Annotated in this window: 18 protein-coding genes; 8 read left to right on the top strand and 10 right to left on the bottom strand. The window is 61.9% G+C overall.

Annotated features, from left to right (window positions below):
- Positions 1-124: 124 nt before the first annotated feature.
- Positions 125-1234: an NADH:flavin oxidoreductase gene (locus L9B60_RS06900; RefSeq protein WP_249679680.1), complete on the top strand. Its 1110-nt coding sequence runs from the start codon at positions 125-127 to the stop codon at positions 1232-1234.
- Here the strand turns inward: L9B60_RS06900 and L9B60_RS06895 are convergent.
- Entirely contained in the window at positions 1203-2423 is a 1221-nt protein-coding gene (locus L9B60_RS06895) for a glycosyltransferase family 4 protein (RefSeq protein ID WP_249679679.1), read from the bottom strand. The genes L9B60_RS06900 and L9B60_RS06895 overlap by 32 nt on opposite strands.
- A gap of 53 nt (positions 2424-2476) precedes the next feature.
- Between L9B60_RS06895 and L9B60_RS06890 the strand changes: the two genes are divergently transcribed.
- A complete protein-coding gene (locus L9B60_RS06890) occupies positions 2477-3055 on the top strand; it encodes a hypothetical protein (protein ID WP_249677518.1) in 579 nt (192 codons plus the stop codon).
- On the opposite strand, the gene cysZ is transcribed toward L9B60_RS06890, so the two are convergent.
- The gene (gene cysZ, locus L9B60_RS06885; protein WP_249677516.1) at positions 3056-3784 is read right to left on the bottom strand and encodes a sulfate transporter CysZ; all 729 of its coding nucleotides are present in this window, start codon (positions 3782-3784) and stop codon (positions 3056-3058) included. It lies immediately after the preceding gene.
- Positions 3785-4028: 244 nt separating this feature from the next.
- Here cysZ and L9B60_RS06880 point away from each other — a divergent pair, with 244 nt between their 5' ends.
- Together L9B60_RS06880 and trxB are read left to right on the top strand one after the other, a co-directional pair.
- Positions 4029-4628, top strand: a complete 600-nt coding sequence (locus L9B60_RS06880; RefSeq protein WP_249677514.1) for a peroxiredoxin — start codon at positions 4029-4031, stop codon at positions 4626-4628.
- 118 nt (positions 4629-4746) lie between these two features.
- Positions 4747-5709 (top strand): thioredoxin-disulfide reductase, encoded by a 963-nt coding sequence (trxB, locus tag L9B60_RS06875; protein WP_249677512.1) that lies wholly within the window; start codon positions 4747-4749, stop codon positions 5707-5709.
- Between the two features lie 488 nt (positions 5710-6197).
- On the opposite strand, the gene L9B60_RS06870 is transcribed toward trxB, so the two are convergent.
- The 6 genes from L9B60_RS06870 to L9B60_RS06845 all read right to left on the bottom strand — a co-directional run bounded on the left by L9B60_RS06870 (position 6198) and on the right by L9B60_RS06845 (position 9152).
- Positions 6198-6539 carry a HopJ type III effector protein gene (locus L9B60_RS06870; protein ID WP_249677510.1) on the bottom strand — a complete coding sequence of 114 codons (342 nt, stop codon included), beginning with the start codon at positions 6537-6539 and terminating at the stop codon, positions 6198-6200.
- Entirely contained in the window at positions 6532-6828 is a 297-nt protein-coding gene (locus L9B60_RS06865) for a DUF1244 domain-containing protein (protein ID WP_249677508.1), read from the bottom strand. The genes L9B60_RS06870 and L9B60_RS06865 overlap by 8 nt, the downstream gene beginning before the upstream one ends.
- A gap of 10 nt (positions 6829-6838) precedes the next feature.
- On the bottom strand, positions 6839-7210 hold the full coding sequence (gene folX, locus L9B60_RS06860) for a dihydroneopterin triphosphate 2'-epimerase (RefSeq protein ID WP_249677507.1): 372 nt from the start codon (positions 7208-7210) through the stop codon (positions 6839-6841).
- A gap of 2 nt (positions 7211-7212) precedes the next feature.
- Positions 7213-7773, bottom strand: coding sequence for a GTP cyclohydrolase I FolE (gene folE, locus L9B60_RS06855; protein WP_249677504.1), 561 nt, complete (start codon positions 7771-7773; stop codon positions 7213-7215).
- 22 nt (positions 7774-7795) lie between these two features.
- The gene (gene folM, locus L9B60_RS06850; RefSeq protein ID WP_249677501.1) at positions 7796-8503 is read right to left on the bottom strand and encodes a dihydromonapterin reductase; all 708 of its coding nucleotides are present in this window, start codon (positions 8501-8503) and stop codon (positions 7796-7798) included.
- 85 nt (positions 8504-8588) lie between these two features.
- Positions 8589-9152 (bottom strand): putative antibiotic biosynthesis monooxygenase, encoded by a 564-nt coding sequence (locus L9B60_RS06845; protein WP_249677498.1) that lies wholly within the window; start codon positions 9150-9152, stop codon positions 8589-8591.
- A gap of 209 nt (positions 9153-9361) precedes the next feature.
- Between L9B60_RS06845 and L9B60_RS06840 the strand changes: the two genes are divergently transcribed.
- Entirely contained in the window at positions 9362-10315 is a 954-nt protein-coding gene (locus L9B60_RS06840) for a MerR family transcriptional regulator (RefSeq protein ID WP_249677497.1), read from the top strand.
- Here L9B60_RS06840 and L9B60_RS06835 read toward each other — a convergent pair whose 3' ends face one another.
- Entirely contained in the window at positions 10316-10921 is a 606-nt protein-coding gene (locus tag L9B60_RS06835) for a hypothetical protein (RefSeq protein WP_249677495.1), read from the bottom strand.
- Positions 10922-10988: 67 nt separating this feature from the next.
- Positions 10989-11447 (bottom strand): PAS domain-containing protein, encoded by a 459-nt coding sequence (locus L9B60_RS06830; protein WP_249677493.1) that lies wholly within the window; start codon positions 11445-11447, stop codon positions 10989-10991.
- A 164-nt stretch (positions 11448-11611) separates the two neighbouring features.
- Between L9B60_RS06830 and L9B60_RS06825 the strand changes: the two genes are divergently transcribed.
- The 3 genes from L9B60_RS06825 (at position 11612) to L9B60_RS06815 (ending at position 14309) form a co-directional block, all read left to right on the top strand.
- Entirely contained in the window at positions 11612-12067 is a 456-nt protein-coding gene (locus L9B60_RS06825; RefSeq protein WP_249677491.1) for a flavodoxin, read from the top strand.
- 310 nt (positions 12068-12377) lie between these two features.
- Positions 12378-13280: an alpha/beta fold hydrolase gene (locus tag L9B60_RS06820; protein WP_249677489.1), complete on the top strand. Its 903-nt coding sequence runs from the start codon at positions 12378-12380 to the stop codon at positions 13278-13280.
- Positions 13281-13403: 123 nt separating this feature from the next.
- Entirely contained in the window at positions 13404-14309 is a 906-nt protein-coding gene (locus L9B60_RS06815; RefSeq protein WP_249677487.1) for an SDR family oxidoreductase, read from the top strand.
- Positions 14310-14323 lie beyond the last annotated feature (14 nt).

The following is a 14323-nucleotide window of genomic DNA, read 5'->3' as shown; positions in this document are numbered from 1 at the left end:
GATGTAGGAGTGCGCGAAGCAGCCACCGCTATCTTCAGCCAGCGTCATCACCCTGATCAATAGTACTGTGCCCTAACCCCCTGGCGGATTAAGCTGGAGTCTTTGCGCCCCTAACGCCACGGAGATCAGCATGCCGGTCAAAGCCCTGTTCAAACCCTTCAACCTGGGCTCGCTCGAGCTGCCAAGCCGCGTGGTCATGGCGCCGATGACCCGTTCGTTCTCGCCGGGCGGCATCCCCACCGCCGAGGTCATCGAATACTACCGCCGCCGCGCCGCTGCCGGGGTAGGCCTGATCGTGACCGAGGGCACCACCGTGGGCCACAAGGCCGCCAATGGCTACCCCAACGTGCCACGCTTCTACGGCGTTGACGCACTGGCTGGCTGGAAAAAAGTGGTGGAGGCGGTGCACGCCGAAGGTGGCAAGATCATGCCGCAACTGTGGCACGTGGGCGCAGTGCGACGCCTGGGCACTGAGCCCGATGGCACCGTGCCGGGGTATGGCCCGGTCGGCAAGTTCAAGGGTGACACCGAGGTGGTGCATGGCATGACCCACCAGGACATCCAGGACGTGATTGGCGCCTTCGCCCAGGCCGCTGCCGATGCCAAGGCCATCGGCATGGACGGCGTGGAGATCCATGGCGCCCACGGCTACCTGATCGATCAGTTCTTCTGGGAAGGCAGCAACACCCGTGACGACGAATACGGTGGCAGCCTGGCCAAGCGCTCGCGCTTTGCCGTGGAGTTGATCAAGGCCGTGCGCGCGGCAACGGGCCCGGGCTTCCCGATCATTTTCCGTTTCTCGCAGTGGAAGCAGCAGGACTACAGCGCCCGCCTGGTGCAGACGCCAGAAGCACTGGGGGAATTTTTGCAGCCGCTGTCTGACGCAGGCGTGGATATTTTCCACTGCTCCACACGTCGCTTCTGGGAGCCGGAATTCGACGGCTCCGACCTCAACCTGGCCGGCTGGACCCGCCAGTTGACCGGCAAGCCGACCATCACCGTGGGCAGCGTGGGCCTGGATGGCGAGTTCCTGCAGTTTATGGTCGACACCGACAAGGTCGCCCAACCGGCCAGCCTGGACAACCTGCTCAAGCGCCTGGGCAATGAAGAGTTTGACTTGGTCGCCGTGGGCCGTGCACTGCTGGTAGACCCTGACTGGGCGGCCAAGGTGCGTGATGGCCGTGAGCAAGACATCCTGCCGTTCAGCCGTGAAGCGTTGACGAGCCTGGTCTGATCCCTTGCTGATCGCGCGCGGTGCCGGCACAGGCACCGCGCAGTTGGCTCTCGAACTGCTCCACAATCGCCCCCCAGCCTTGGCGGCTGGCATGCTGGCGCGCGTTAAGGCGCACCCGGCGCAGGGTCTCGCTGTCTTCCAGCAGCCAACTGGCCGCATCCATGAACCCCTCCTCATCGCCGGGCAAGGCTAGCGCGCCGTTGTGCCCGTGGCGTATGTGCTGCGCGGCGGCGGCTTCGTCGTAGGCCACCACCCCAAGGCCTGAGGCCAGGGCTTCAAGCACCACGTTGCCGAAGGTTTCGCTCAGGCTGGGGAACAGGAATATGTCACCCGAGGCATAGTGCTCGGCCAGCGCTTCGCCGCGCTGCGTACCACAGAAGATCGCTTCGGGCAGTTGCTGGGCCAGCACCGCCTTTTGTGGGCCATCGCCCACCACGATCAACTTCAGGCGTTGCAGGGGGTGTTCCAGTTGCAGGGTGTGCAAGGTGCGCTTGAGCAGGCCCAGGTTTTTTTCCGCTGCCAGCCGGCCGACGTGGATCAGCGCAGTGTCCTCTGGCCCCAGCCCCCATTGGGCGCGCAGGCTGTCGCTGCGTCGCGACGGCTGGAACAACTGGCTGTCCACCCCGCGGGCCAGCAAGGCCAGGCGCTCGAAGCCACGCCGTTGCAAGGTGTCGCGCTGGCTGGCGCTGGGCACCAGGGTCAACCGGGTGCGGTTGTGAAACCAGCGCAAATAGTGCCCTACCCACCGGGTCAGCATCCCTAGGCCATACTCATTGGAGTATTGCTGGAAATTGGTGTGGAAACCGCTGACCACGGCGATGCCCAGGCGTTTGGCCGCGCGCAGTGCGCTGAAGCCCAGCGGGCCTTCGGTGGCGATGTAGAGCACGTCCGGGCGCTGACGCTTCCAGCGCCTGAGCAGCTTGTGCATCGAGGACTGGCCCCATTGCAACCCCGGGTAGCCGGGCAATGGCCAGCCACGGCAGAGCATCAGGTCGGCGTCGCTGGATTGGCGCAGGTCTTCGCCTTGCCGGGGGCGAACGATCTCGATGCGGTGGCCCAAGGCACGCAGGCCATCGCTGAGGCGCCCAAGGGTGTTGGCCACGCCGTTGATTTCCGGGGCGTAGGTTTCGGTCACCAGGGTGATGTGCAGCGAAGAAGTTCTCATGACGCCAGTGTCGGGCCTGGCGATTGCGCCCACATGTCACCCAGGTGACAGATAGATGACTGCAGGGGGAGGCGACGGTGTCGGACAACGTGTATGCCCCGCCCCAGGCGGATTTACGCACGCCGCTGGGCGGCACCCGGCCGCAGTTCTACGTGGTGTCGGCGGGCAAGTTCTTTGCCTTGTTCGTATTGAGCCTGGGGCTGTACCAAGTGTATTGGTCCTACCGCAACTGGCGCCTGTACAAGGCCTCGACCGGTGCCCCCGTGTGGCCGTTGATGCGCGGGCTGTTCCCGATATTCTTTGTGCACGCGCTGTACCGCCACGCCGACGACAGCCTCAAGGCACGCGGGTTGGATTACCCTGGCCGGCCCATGTTCTGGGCCACGGCGTTCGTCGCGGTAAGCCTGTTCAGCAGCCTGCTGGACGCTTTGGTCAAGCGCAATATCGGCTACCCGTTGACCGATATCGCCAGCCTGGGCTTTTTATTCATCCAGGCGCTGGTGGTTTACAAGGGCCAGCAGTTGATCAACTTCGCCGCCGACGACCCGGTGGGCTACGGCAACTCGCGGATGCAACTGCTCAACTACCTGTGCGTGGTGCCCGGCGTGTTGATCTGGGCGTTGATGCTGGCCGGGCTATTCATCGAAGTGGATTGATCAGCTGCGCTCGCGCACCCAAAACAGCGTGGCACCGGCCACGGCCGCCGGCATCATCAGCAGGTTGACCACCGGTATCAGCAGCACCAGGTAGACGATCCCGCCAAACCCCAGGCTCTGCCAGCGCTTTTGCCGCAGCCAGGCGAGCATGTCCTGCCAGCTCATCTTGTGGTTGTCGGCCGGGTAGTCGATGTATTGGATGGCCATCATCCACACGCCAAACAGCAGCCACAGGGGGGCGGCGACAATATTGACCACCGGGATCAGCGACAGCACGAACAGGCCGGTGGCCCGGGGCAAAAAGTAGCCCAGCTTGCGCATTTCGCGGCCCATGGTGCGCGGCACTTCGCCGGCCAGCTCGCTCCATTTGAATGCGGGGAATTCGTCCTTGCCGCGCACAACGATCTCGACCTTTTCCGCGAGAAAACTGTTGAACGGCGCGGCGACGATGTTGGCGACCATGGTGAAGGTGAAAAACACCATCAACACCACCAAGGCGACAAAAATCGGCCACAGGATATAGCTCAAAAAATCCAGCCAGCCGGGCAGGGTGGGCATGAGCTGGTCAACCCACTGGCCGAATGCGTGGCCGGCAAAGTAGATCAACCCCACGAACAGAATCAGGTTGATGGCCAGGGGTAGCAGTACAAACAGCCGCAGGCCGGGGCTCAGAACCAGCTTCAGGCCTTCGCGCAGGTATTGCGGGCCGGACAGTACAGGGGCTTGCATGGCGTGCTCCAAGGGTGAAAACCGGCCGACATTACCGATTTTGAGCGGCGGGTGAAAGCCGCGAAGGTGCTGTGCAATGCACTGTAACAAAGCTTATAGCCCAAGGGGTGGCGTCAAGCCGTGATGAATAGACGCGGCCTATAAGGTGGATTGTGAATCGGTATTTCCTTAATCTTGCCCACCTCGTTAAAGTGCGCACATCAAATTTTCAAAGCCTTCGAATTTTCACCTTCAAGGAGTTCCCATGAGCATTCTGGTCAACAAGCAGGCCCCTGATTTCGACGCTGCCGCAGTACTGGGCGACGGTTCGATCGTCGACAGCTTCAAGCTCTCGTCCCTGCGTGGCAAGTACGTGGTGCTGTTTTTCTGGCCTCTGGACTTCACCTTCGTGTGCCCGTCCGAGATCATTGCGCACAACAACCGCATGGACAAATTCCGTGATCTGGGCGTTGAAGTGGTGGGCGTTTCCATCGATTCGCAGTTCACTCACCACGCCTGGCGCAGTACGCCGGTGGCAAAAGGCGGTATCGGCGAAGTCCAGTTCACCATGGTGGCCGACGTCAAGCACGAGATCACCCGTGCCTACGGCATCGAGCACGAAGACGGCGTGGCCCTGCGTGCCTCGTTCCTGATCGACCAGCAAGGCGTGGTGCAGCACCAGGTGGTGAACAACCTGCCGCTGGGCCGCGAAGTGGACGAGATGGTGCGCCTGGTCGAAGCCCTGCAGTTCACCGAACAGCACGGTGAAGTCTGCCCGGCTGGCTGGCGCCCAGGGCAAAAAGGCATGAAGGCCGACGCCCAGGGCGTGGCCGACTACCTGGCCGAGAACGCCAGCAGCCTGTAATTGTTTTCAGGGCTGCCGGCCAAAGGCCTTCCCCAAGTGCTTCGGCAGCCCCTTTTAATTCCAGCCGCTCTGGCGGCATTGCGACCCAGGCCCACCCGGCCGGTCGAAGGAGTCATGTATGTCTGAAGTCCGCCACTCCCGAGTCATCATTCTCGGTTCCGGCCCTGCCGGTTATAGCGCTGCCGTCTATGCCGCGCGTGCCAACCTCAAGCCGCTGCTGATCACCGGCATGCAGGCGGGTGGCCAACTGACCACCACCACCGAAGTCGACAACTGGCCCGGTGACGTGCACGGCCTGACTGGCCCGGCGCTGATGGATCGCATGCGCGAACACGCCGAGCGTTTCGAAACCGAAATCGTCTTCGACCACATCAATTCCGTGGACCTGGCCGGCAAACCGTTCAGCCTGACCGGCGACAGCGGCGTGTACACCTGTGACGCACTGATCATCGCCACCGGTGCCAGCGCTCGCTACCTGGGCCTGCCGTCGGAAGAAGCGTTCATGGGCAAGGGCGTTTCCGCCTGCGCGACCTGCGACGGTTTCTTCTACCGCAACAAGCCGGTTGCCGTGGTCGGTGGCGGTAACACCGCCGTGGAAGAGGCGCTGTACCTGGCCAACATCGCCAGCAAAGTGACCCTGGTTCACCGTCGCGAAACCTTCCGCGCCGAGAAGATCCTGATCGACAAGCTGCACGCTCGCGTGGCCGAAGGCAAGATCGAGCTCAAGCTCAATTCGACCCTGGACGAAGTGCTGGGCGACAACATGGGCGTGACCGGCGCGCGCTTGAAGAACAACGACGGCAGCTTCGACGAGCTGAAAGTCGACGGCGTGTTCATCGCCATCGGCCACACCCCGAACACCGGCCTGTTCGAAGGTCAGTTGGCCTTGAAAGACGGCTACATGGTGGTCGCGGGCGGCCGTGAAGGCAACGCCACTGCCACCAGCGTGGAAGGCGTGTTCGCTGCCGGCGACGTGGCAGACCACGTATACCGCCAGGCCATCACCTCGGCCGGCGCCGGCTGCATGGCCGCCCTGGACGTTGAACGTTATCTGGACGGCCTGGCCAACGCACAGTTCTGACACACCACCTGTGGGAGCACGGCTTGCCGGCGATGGCGTCAGTGGTATCGCCATCGCCAGCAAGCTGTGCTCCCACAAGGAGGCTGCCTAGGCTTGGCCAACGCGCAGTTCTGACACACCACCTGTGGGAGCACGGCTTGCCGGCGATGGCGTCAGTGGTATCGCCATCGCCAGCAAGCTGGCTCCCACAAGGGGACTGCCTAGGCTTGGCCAACGCGCAGTTCTGACACACCACCTGTGGGAGCACGGCTTGCCGGCGATGGCGTCAGTGGTATCGCCATCGCCAGCAAGCTGCGCTCCCACAAGGGGGCTGCCTAGGCTTGGCCAGCGCGCAGTTCTGACACACCACCTGTGGGAGCGCGGCTTGCCGGCGATGGCGTCAGTGGTATCGCCATCGCCAGCAAGCTGTGCTCCCGCAAGGTGTGTTGCAAAAAGGCGTGTTGCAAAAAGGTGTGTTAAAAAAAACCGGCCTCGATGGGCCGGTTTTTTTATGCCTTGCGTTTGAGCGGTTCGCCGTCGAACATCACCCCGGCCAGGCCGTGGCTGATCAGGTTGCGGATGTTGCCGTGGTCGCTGCCTTCTGGCGTGGCCAGTACCGAGCGGTAATGCTCGCCGAACGCCAACAGTACCTGCTGGTCGTTCAGGCCTTCCAGTACGGCCAGGCCGACGGTCTTGCACGAGCCTTCGTTTTGCCCGGCGGCGTTTTCCACCTCGCCGTTGCGGAACGCTTGCGGGGTGTAGTCGTAGTGCGCCGCGATAAACCCCAGGGTATCGGCAAACAAGTGCTCGCCGCTGTCCAGGCTGTTACGCAGGGTGTTCAAGTCAGTCATGCTGTTTTCCTTTGGCAAACGCCGCTTGTTGGTCGGCGCTGGCTTCTTTCTGGTGAAGGTTTTTCCATTCGGCGTAAGGCATGCCGTAGACGACTTCGCGGGCCTCATCCAAGGTCACCTCGATCTGCCGTTCGTCTGCCTCGGCCTTGTACCATTTGGACAGGCAGTTGCGGCAGAAGCCGGCCAGGTTCATCAGGTCGATGTTCTGTACATCCACCCGTTTGTCCAGGTGCTGGACCAGGCGGCGGAAGGCCGCGGCCTCAAGTTCCAGGCGTTGTTGATCGTTCATTGCAGCTCCTTCAGCGGCGTGCGGCGAGGGTGATCGACACCGACTCGGCAAAACGCAGCGCATGGGGTTTGTCGACTTCGACTTCGGCGTACAGCACGGCGGTGTTGCTCATCACCAGGTCCAGCAGTTCCTGGGTCAGGCGTTCGAGCAGGGCAAAGCGGTTGCCCTCCACGTGCTGGATCACGGCCTTGGTGATGGTGCGGTAGTTCAGGGCGTGGTCGATGTCGTTGTCACGCACCGCTTCCTGGGCCGCATAGAGGATGGTCAGGTTGATCAGCACATCCTGCTTGTTGAGGATCTCGTCCTCGTTGATTCCGATGAAGGTGCGCAGGCACAGGTCCTTGACCCGGATGCGCGCCATTCCTGGCTCCAGTTGTGGCATTGCTACTTGCTCCGTCCAATCAATTGCAGGAATTCCTGGCGGGTGGTGCTGGAGTCGCGAAAGGCGCCCAGCATCACCGACGTGTTCATGGTCGAGTTCTGTTTCTCGACGCCGCGCATCATCATGCACATGTGTTTGGCCTCGATGACCACGGCAACCCCTGCGGCGCCGGTCACCTCCTGAATGGCGTCGGCGATTTCCCGCGTCAGGTTTTCCTGGATCTGCAGGCGCCGGGCGAACATGTCGACGATACGGGCGATTTTCGACAGCCCCAGTACTTTACCGGTGGGGATGTAGGCCACATGGGCCTTGCCGATGAAAGGCAGCAGGTGATGTTCGCACAACGAGTAGAGCTCGATGTCTTCGACGATGACCATTTCATCATTGTCGGAGGCAAACAGCGCGCCGTTCACCAGCTCCTCCACGGTTTGGCCGTAGCCGTGACACAGGTATTGCATGGCCTTGGCGGCACGCTTGGGGGTGTCGAGCAGGCCTTCGCGGTCGGGGTTTTCACCCAGGCCCTTGAGGATTTCCCGGTAATGATACGGCAGGGGTTCGGTCATGAAGCATTCCTCGCGGGGCGGCTTATTTTAGGTGCCGGCCGCCGTTGACGGTCAAGGTGGATCCCGTGGCGTAAGGGTTGTCCATAAGGTAACGCAGGCTCTGGTAGACGACTTCGGCGCCGGGCTCGATGCCCATGGCCGACTTGGCCAGGGTTTTTTCGCGATAGGCCGCGTTGTCATCGGCATTGAACATCAGCAAGGCCGGGGCGATGCCGTTGACCTTGATGCGTGGCGCAAATTTGGCGGCGAACGACAGCGTCAGGCTGTCTAGCCCGGCCTTGCTGGCGCAGTAGGCGATGTGCTTGCTGCTGCCTTTGCGGGTGACGTCATCGCTGATGTGCACGATGTCGGCCGGTGTGCTGGCGTGCAGCAGTTCGGCGCAGTGCAGGTTGATGAGGTAGGGCGCCAGCATGTGCACATTGACCATTTGTGTGAAAGCGTCGGCTTCCTCGCCGGCGGTTTCGGCCAGCCAGGCCGAGGCGTTGTGCACGATGGCCCGCAGGCTGCTGGTATGGGCCTTGAGGCTATCGATAAAAGCCAGGATGCCGGCTTGGGTCGAGAAGTCCCCGAACAGTGTGATTGCGCCCCGTTCACGCAGGTGCTGCAAGCTGTCGCGCTCGCTGCGGTAGCTGATGATCACGGCAAAGCCATCGTCCAGCAGGCGCTCGGCGCAGTGCAGGCCGACGCGCTGGCTGGCGCCGGTGATCAGGATGGGGGCACAAAGGGGCATGGGGTACTCGCACAGGGCTATCACCCGTGACGTTATCCCACTGGAACATTCTGTACAACATTCCCCACGCCCCGTGGGCGCGGATTCAGTGAGTGGCCGGGCGCAAAGGCCTGGCTGGGGCGGCGTGTAGCCAGTTGTGCAGCAACCTTGTCGACAGCGGGATAAAGAAAAACACCATCAACGGCGTCAGGGCCAGGGTGCTGTAGAAGATCCGGCTCAACAAACCCAGTTCGCCCAGCAATGGGCCGAGCACGAAGTTAAATAGCAACGATACCGGAAAAAAAGCCAGCCAGATGGCCACCGTCTGTTTCCAGCGCGGCGGCCGTTGCGGGTGGCCGGTGTCGCCGAACCAGCCGTCGATGCCGCTTACCCGATGCTCGTGGGGCTGGGCGAACAGGCCGCTGCCGCGGCTCAGCCAGGCGCTGCGCGAGGCGCAGTGCTCCCAGGCGTGCAGGGTGGTTTCGTCAGCAAAGCGGAAGATGATCTGGAATTCATCGTCGTCGGGCGGCGGGGCCAGCACGCCAGAACCCAGGTAGCCGGGGAAGTCGGTGGCGAGTTGTTCGCCTTCACGCAGCCAGGTCATGAGGTCCTGGTAACGGCCATCGGCCACGCGACGCGCAACCATCAGGGTGACGGGTGAGGTAGACATTGTGTATCTCCGTGCAAAATGAGCGTCCCGGGTAGGGCTTCCCATGAAAACGCAGCGCCGGGGTGTTGGGCTGCGTTTGAAATCAAGCAAGGATTATTCCTGAAACGATTAATTAAGCCAGTACTGTTTCCAATACGGGTGTTTGTTGGGTAAGCGGGCGCTGGCAAGGTTAGAATGGCCTACGCCTCCTGCCCCCGGTTTCCCTAGCGATGACCCAGACTGATTACGACGCCCTCGGTGGCGGTGAGCTTGCCCGCGAAGACCTCTTTCCAATCCGTGAAGTGTCCCGCCTGACCGGCATCAACCCCGTGACCCTGCGTGCCTGGGAGCGCCGTTATGGGCTGGTGCAGCCCACGCGCACCGAGAGTGGGCACCGGCTCTACTCCCAGGCCGACATCGACGAGGTGCGCAGTATCCTGGGTTGGATCGAGCGAGGCGTGGCGGTGAGCAAGGTCGGCAAGATCCTCGCCAAGGCCCAGACGGCCAAGGCACGTGAGGGCGAGCGCGACAGCGCGGTGCTGCTCAGTGAGCACGGCGAGTGGCAGGCGCAGTTGGGCCGCGCCGTGCGCCAGTTCGACGAAACCCGCCTGGAGCAGATCTACGGCCAGGTATTTTCCAGCTACCCCATGGCGGTGGTGTTCCAGGACATTCTGATGCCGGTGTGGCAACAGGCGTTGCTGCAGGTCGATCAGTTCGGCCAACTGAGCGAATGGCTGTTCCTCGATAATTTCCTGCGCGCCCGTACCTTGCAACGGCTGCAAATGACCCGCGGCCAAGGCCAGGATGCTCGGGTGCTGCTGGCCGCGATGCCTGGCAAGTGCCGCGAGTTGGAATTGCTGGTGGCGGGCCTGCTGTTGGGCAGCGATGAAGTGGCCGTGCACGTTCTGGCCATGGGCCAACCGCTGGAAGAGTTGAGCCTGGTGTGCGACAGGATGCAGCCCCACGGGGTGGTACTGTTTTCCAGTTACCCGCCCAAACCGGATTTTGCCCGCCAGGTGCTCAAGCTGAGCATGGGCCTGGGCTGCCCGTTGATGGTGGCGGGCGAGGCATCGGAACTGGCGCACGACAGCCTGGTCAATACCGACGTGGCTTGCCTGGGCAATGATGGGCGGTTGATGCAGCGGCGCTTGCAGCAATGCCTGGCAGGGCGCTTGGATACCTGATCAGGCGTGCAGGTGCGGATGGGTCAGGCGGTGCTGGTGCAGGATGTACTGGCGCAGGCTTTCGATGTCTTTTTCATCGCTTTGGTCGAGCCGGTAGGCGACCAGGCCTGCGGCGGTCTTGCGTTCCAGTGAGCCACGCAACGCAATGGGTTCATGGCCCGAGGGGTTGAACCACAGTGAGAAGTGCCGTGGTGTCTTGGCCTGGTTGCGGATTTCCAGCAACACACCCTTGAAGGATATTTCCCGCACCCACAGGTGGCTCATGCGGCCCTGTTCGTCTTCCAGGGGCATCGGCTCTTCCAGGGTCAGGCGCCAGGGGCGGATCATCGGCCCTTCTTCGTAGATGCTCGGTGCGCCCAACTTCAGGTGCAAGGCGTGGAACTCATCCTCCACTAACTGCAGGGGAAAGCTCATCTGCTGGTTTTCGAACTGCGCCTGGATGGTGACTTGCTCGTTAGCCGCCAGGCGGGTGAGCAGGTCCTTGATTTGCGCCCCACCATTGACCAACAGGCTCGACGTCGCGTCGCGCTTGTTCAGCTGCGGGTTGTGCTGCATGGTTCGAATGAAATCCAGCTCATCCTGGGTGAGGAGGGCATCAGGCTGCATGATCAGGCTCAACGAGAGGAAAAAAAATCGGTTTACCGCAATGGTAGACCGCCGCAAGGCCAATTAGTTACGACCGTCGGTCAGCTTTGAGCGCTTGCAACTGCGCACGCGTTTCGGCCAACTCCAGTTCCAGCAACGCGAGGCGCTCGCGACATTGCACTTCTTCTGTCACATCCTTCTGCACGCCGATGAAATACGTCAGCTGATGCGTTTCGTTGTGCACCGGGGTGATCGAGAGCTCGTTCCAGAACGGCGTGCCGTCCTTGCGAAAGTTCTTCAGGATGGTGCGGCTGGGCAGGCCGTTATCGATCGCCTGGCGGATTGCCCGCAAGGCGTCCTCATCGCGCGTGCCGTTCTGCAGGAACCGGCAGTCCTGGTACAGCGTCTCGTGGGAGCTGTAGCCGGTCAGCCGCTCGAAGGCAGGGTTCACGTAGATCAGGATGGTGTCGTCGCCTTCCTGTTCGGCGACCACGATGCCGTCATTGGAGGCGTCAATGACGTGTTGCAAGAGTTTGGCGTTGATCATCAAAAGGCGTCCGCTGCGCAATGAATCCATTTCAAGGGCTGCATTCTAGTGCAAAGTGCGCCGAAGCACAGCCAGTTCAGGCCTTTTGCCACTAACGGTGTGCCTGCGATTCCTTGCTCAGGCTGTTAATATCCGGGCTTTTATTGCTGCCCAGGATAGATTTGATGAAAGTTGCCATCCTCTCCGGTTCTGTCTACGGGACCGCCGAAGAAGTTGCCCGCCACGCACAATCGCTGTTCAAGGCTGCAGGTTTGGAGGCGTGGCACGACCCGCGCGCGACCCTTGCCGATGTGCAGAAGTTTGCCCCGCAGGCATTCTTGGCCGTGACCTCGACCACCGGCATGGGCGAACTGCCAGACAACATGATGCCGCTGTTTTCCGAGATTCGTGACGTGCTCCCCGCCGCGTGGCGCGGCCTGCCGGGGGCGGTGATTGGCCTCGGGGATTCGAGCTACGGCGATACCTATTGCGGTGGCGGTGAGCAGTTGCGCGAATTGTTTGCCGAACTGGGCGTGCGTGAAGTACAGCCGATGTTGCGCCTGGACGCCAGCGAGACCGTCACCCCGGAGACCGATGCCGAACCATGGCTTGCAGGCTTCATCAGCCATCTCAAGGGGTAATCAGCGCGGCTCAACCTGTTTGCCGTGCCTTTGGACGGGGCCATTACCTGGCTGAGCCACGGGCTGACTCGCCAGGACACTAAGCTGGCTGCCAATGCAATTACCCGCCTGGGCGTGGGTGATTAGACTGCACGCCAGGAGAGCACAAGTATGTGCCGAGGTGATTGCCGTGACCGCATTCCATGTTCAGCCGCAAAAGCGCGTACAGGATCGAATCAGCAGCGCTCCCCACGATCGAGCCGCCCACCTTGATGCGCCCGGCGTGGCGTCAGGGGCGGCTATTGGCCCACGTCAACAGGGATGTCAGGTAATGCCGCTTGCCGAGATTCCATTGAGTGTCTGGCGAACCCGTGCGCAGACCTTCAATTTTAACAATCACCGCATTCACTTCTGGAGCGCCGGCCAAGGCGAGCCGTTGTTGCTGCTGCATGGTTTTCCCAATGCCAGCTGGGATTGGCACTACCTGTGGCAACCATTGATGCAGCGCTACCGGGTGATCGCCTGCGACATGCTCGGGTTTGGCGATTCGGCCAAACCCCTGGACCATGACTATAGCTTGCAAGAGCAGGCCGACCTGCAGCAGGCCCTGCTGCAACACTTGGGTATCCGGCAGCCGGTGCACGTGTTGGCGCATGATTACGGTGACAGCGTCGCCCAGGAGTTGCTGGCCCGCCACCACGAAGGCCGCGCCAGCATTGCCAGTTGCGTGTTCCTCAACGGCGGGTTGTTTCCCGAGGCGCATCGCACAGTGTTCATCCAGAAAATGTTGCTCAGCCCGCTGGGCTGGCTGGTGGGGCGTGCGTTCAGCCGCGATACGCTGGTCAAGAATGTCACCCAGATTTATGGCCCCGATACCCGGCCCAGTGAAAGCCAGATCGATGACGGTTGGAGCCTGATCGACGCGCAAGGTGGCACGCGGGTATTGCACAAGCTGATCGCCTACATCCCCGAGCGAATTCTTTGGCGTGAACGCTGGGTGACGGCCATGCAGCAGGCCGGCGTGCCCATGCGCTTTATCAACGGTGCCGTCGACCCCGTGTGCGGCGCGCACATGTTGGAACGCTACCGCGAGCTGATCGACAACGCCGACACGGTGCTGCTGCCCACTATCGGCCATTACCCGCAGACCGAGGCACCCGTGCAGGTGCTCAAGCACTACCTGGCCTTCCGTGGTCAATTGCAGCCAAGCCGACGAATACTGGTCGGAGTGTGACCAAAAAGTCGATCATCGCCCTGCCTTATCGATCGTTATTCAGCCCCTGCGTTGTTGATTGTGACAAGCCGGCGGGTGGCTGACACTCAGGGCCACGAACCGTTGTGAAGGCAGAGTTTGATCATGAGTGAGTCGATCCGTTTCGAAGATAAAGTGGTCGTTGTCACGGGGGCCGGCGGCGGTCTGGGCCGTGCCCACGCGCTGCTGTTCGCGCAGCACGGTGCCCGCGTGGTGGTCAACGACCTGGGCGGCTCCAGCCAAGGCGAAGGCGCCAATGCCTCGGCGGCCGACCGTGTGGTGGCCGAAATTCGTGAAGCCGGCGGCACGGCGGTGGCCAACCACGACTCGGTGACCGATGGCGACAAGATCATCCAGAACGCGTTGGATGCGTTCGGCCGGGTTGACGTGGTGGTCAACAACGCGGGCATCCTGCGTGACAAGAGCTTCCACAAGATGGACGACAGCGACTGGGACCTGGTGTACCGGGTGCACGTCGAGGGTGCGTTCAAAGTCAGCCGCGCCGCGTGGCCACACCTGCGCGAGCAGAACTTCGGGCGCATCATCTTTACCGCCTCTACCTCGGGTATCTACGGCAACTTTGGCCAATCCAACTACGGCATGGCCAAGCTGGGGCTGTATGGCCTGACACGCACCCTGGCGATCGAGGGGCGCAAGCACAACATTCTGGTTAACGCCATTGCGCCCACCGGTGGCACGCGCATGACCGAAGGGCTGATCCCCGCCGAAGTGTTCGCCAAGCTGAAACCTGAATTGGTCAGCCCGCTGGTGGTGTACTTGGGCAGCGAAGGTTGTGAAGACACCGGCGGCTTGTACGAAGTGGGCGGCGGCTGGATGGGTAAGGTACGCTGGGAGCGCAGCCTGGGCGTGGGCTTCAACCCTGATCAGGCGCTGTCGGTTGAAGCGGTGGCGGATCATTGGGCGCAGATTGGCGATTTCGATGGCGCGGTACACCCGCGGGATAATATCGAGGCGCTCAACGAGATGATGCAGAACTTGCGCCGGTATTAAGTACGTTAGTACCA

It is taken from the genome of Pseudomonas abieticivorans (assembly GCF_023509015.1).
Taxonomy (GTDB): Bacteria; Pseudomonadota; Gammaproteobacteria; order Pseudomonadales; family Pseudomonadaceae; genus Aquipseudomonas; species Aquipseudomonas abieticivorans.
The sequence above is the reverse complement of the archived record's forward strand: the minus strand, read 5'-3'. Positions and strand labels throughout refer to the sequence as shown.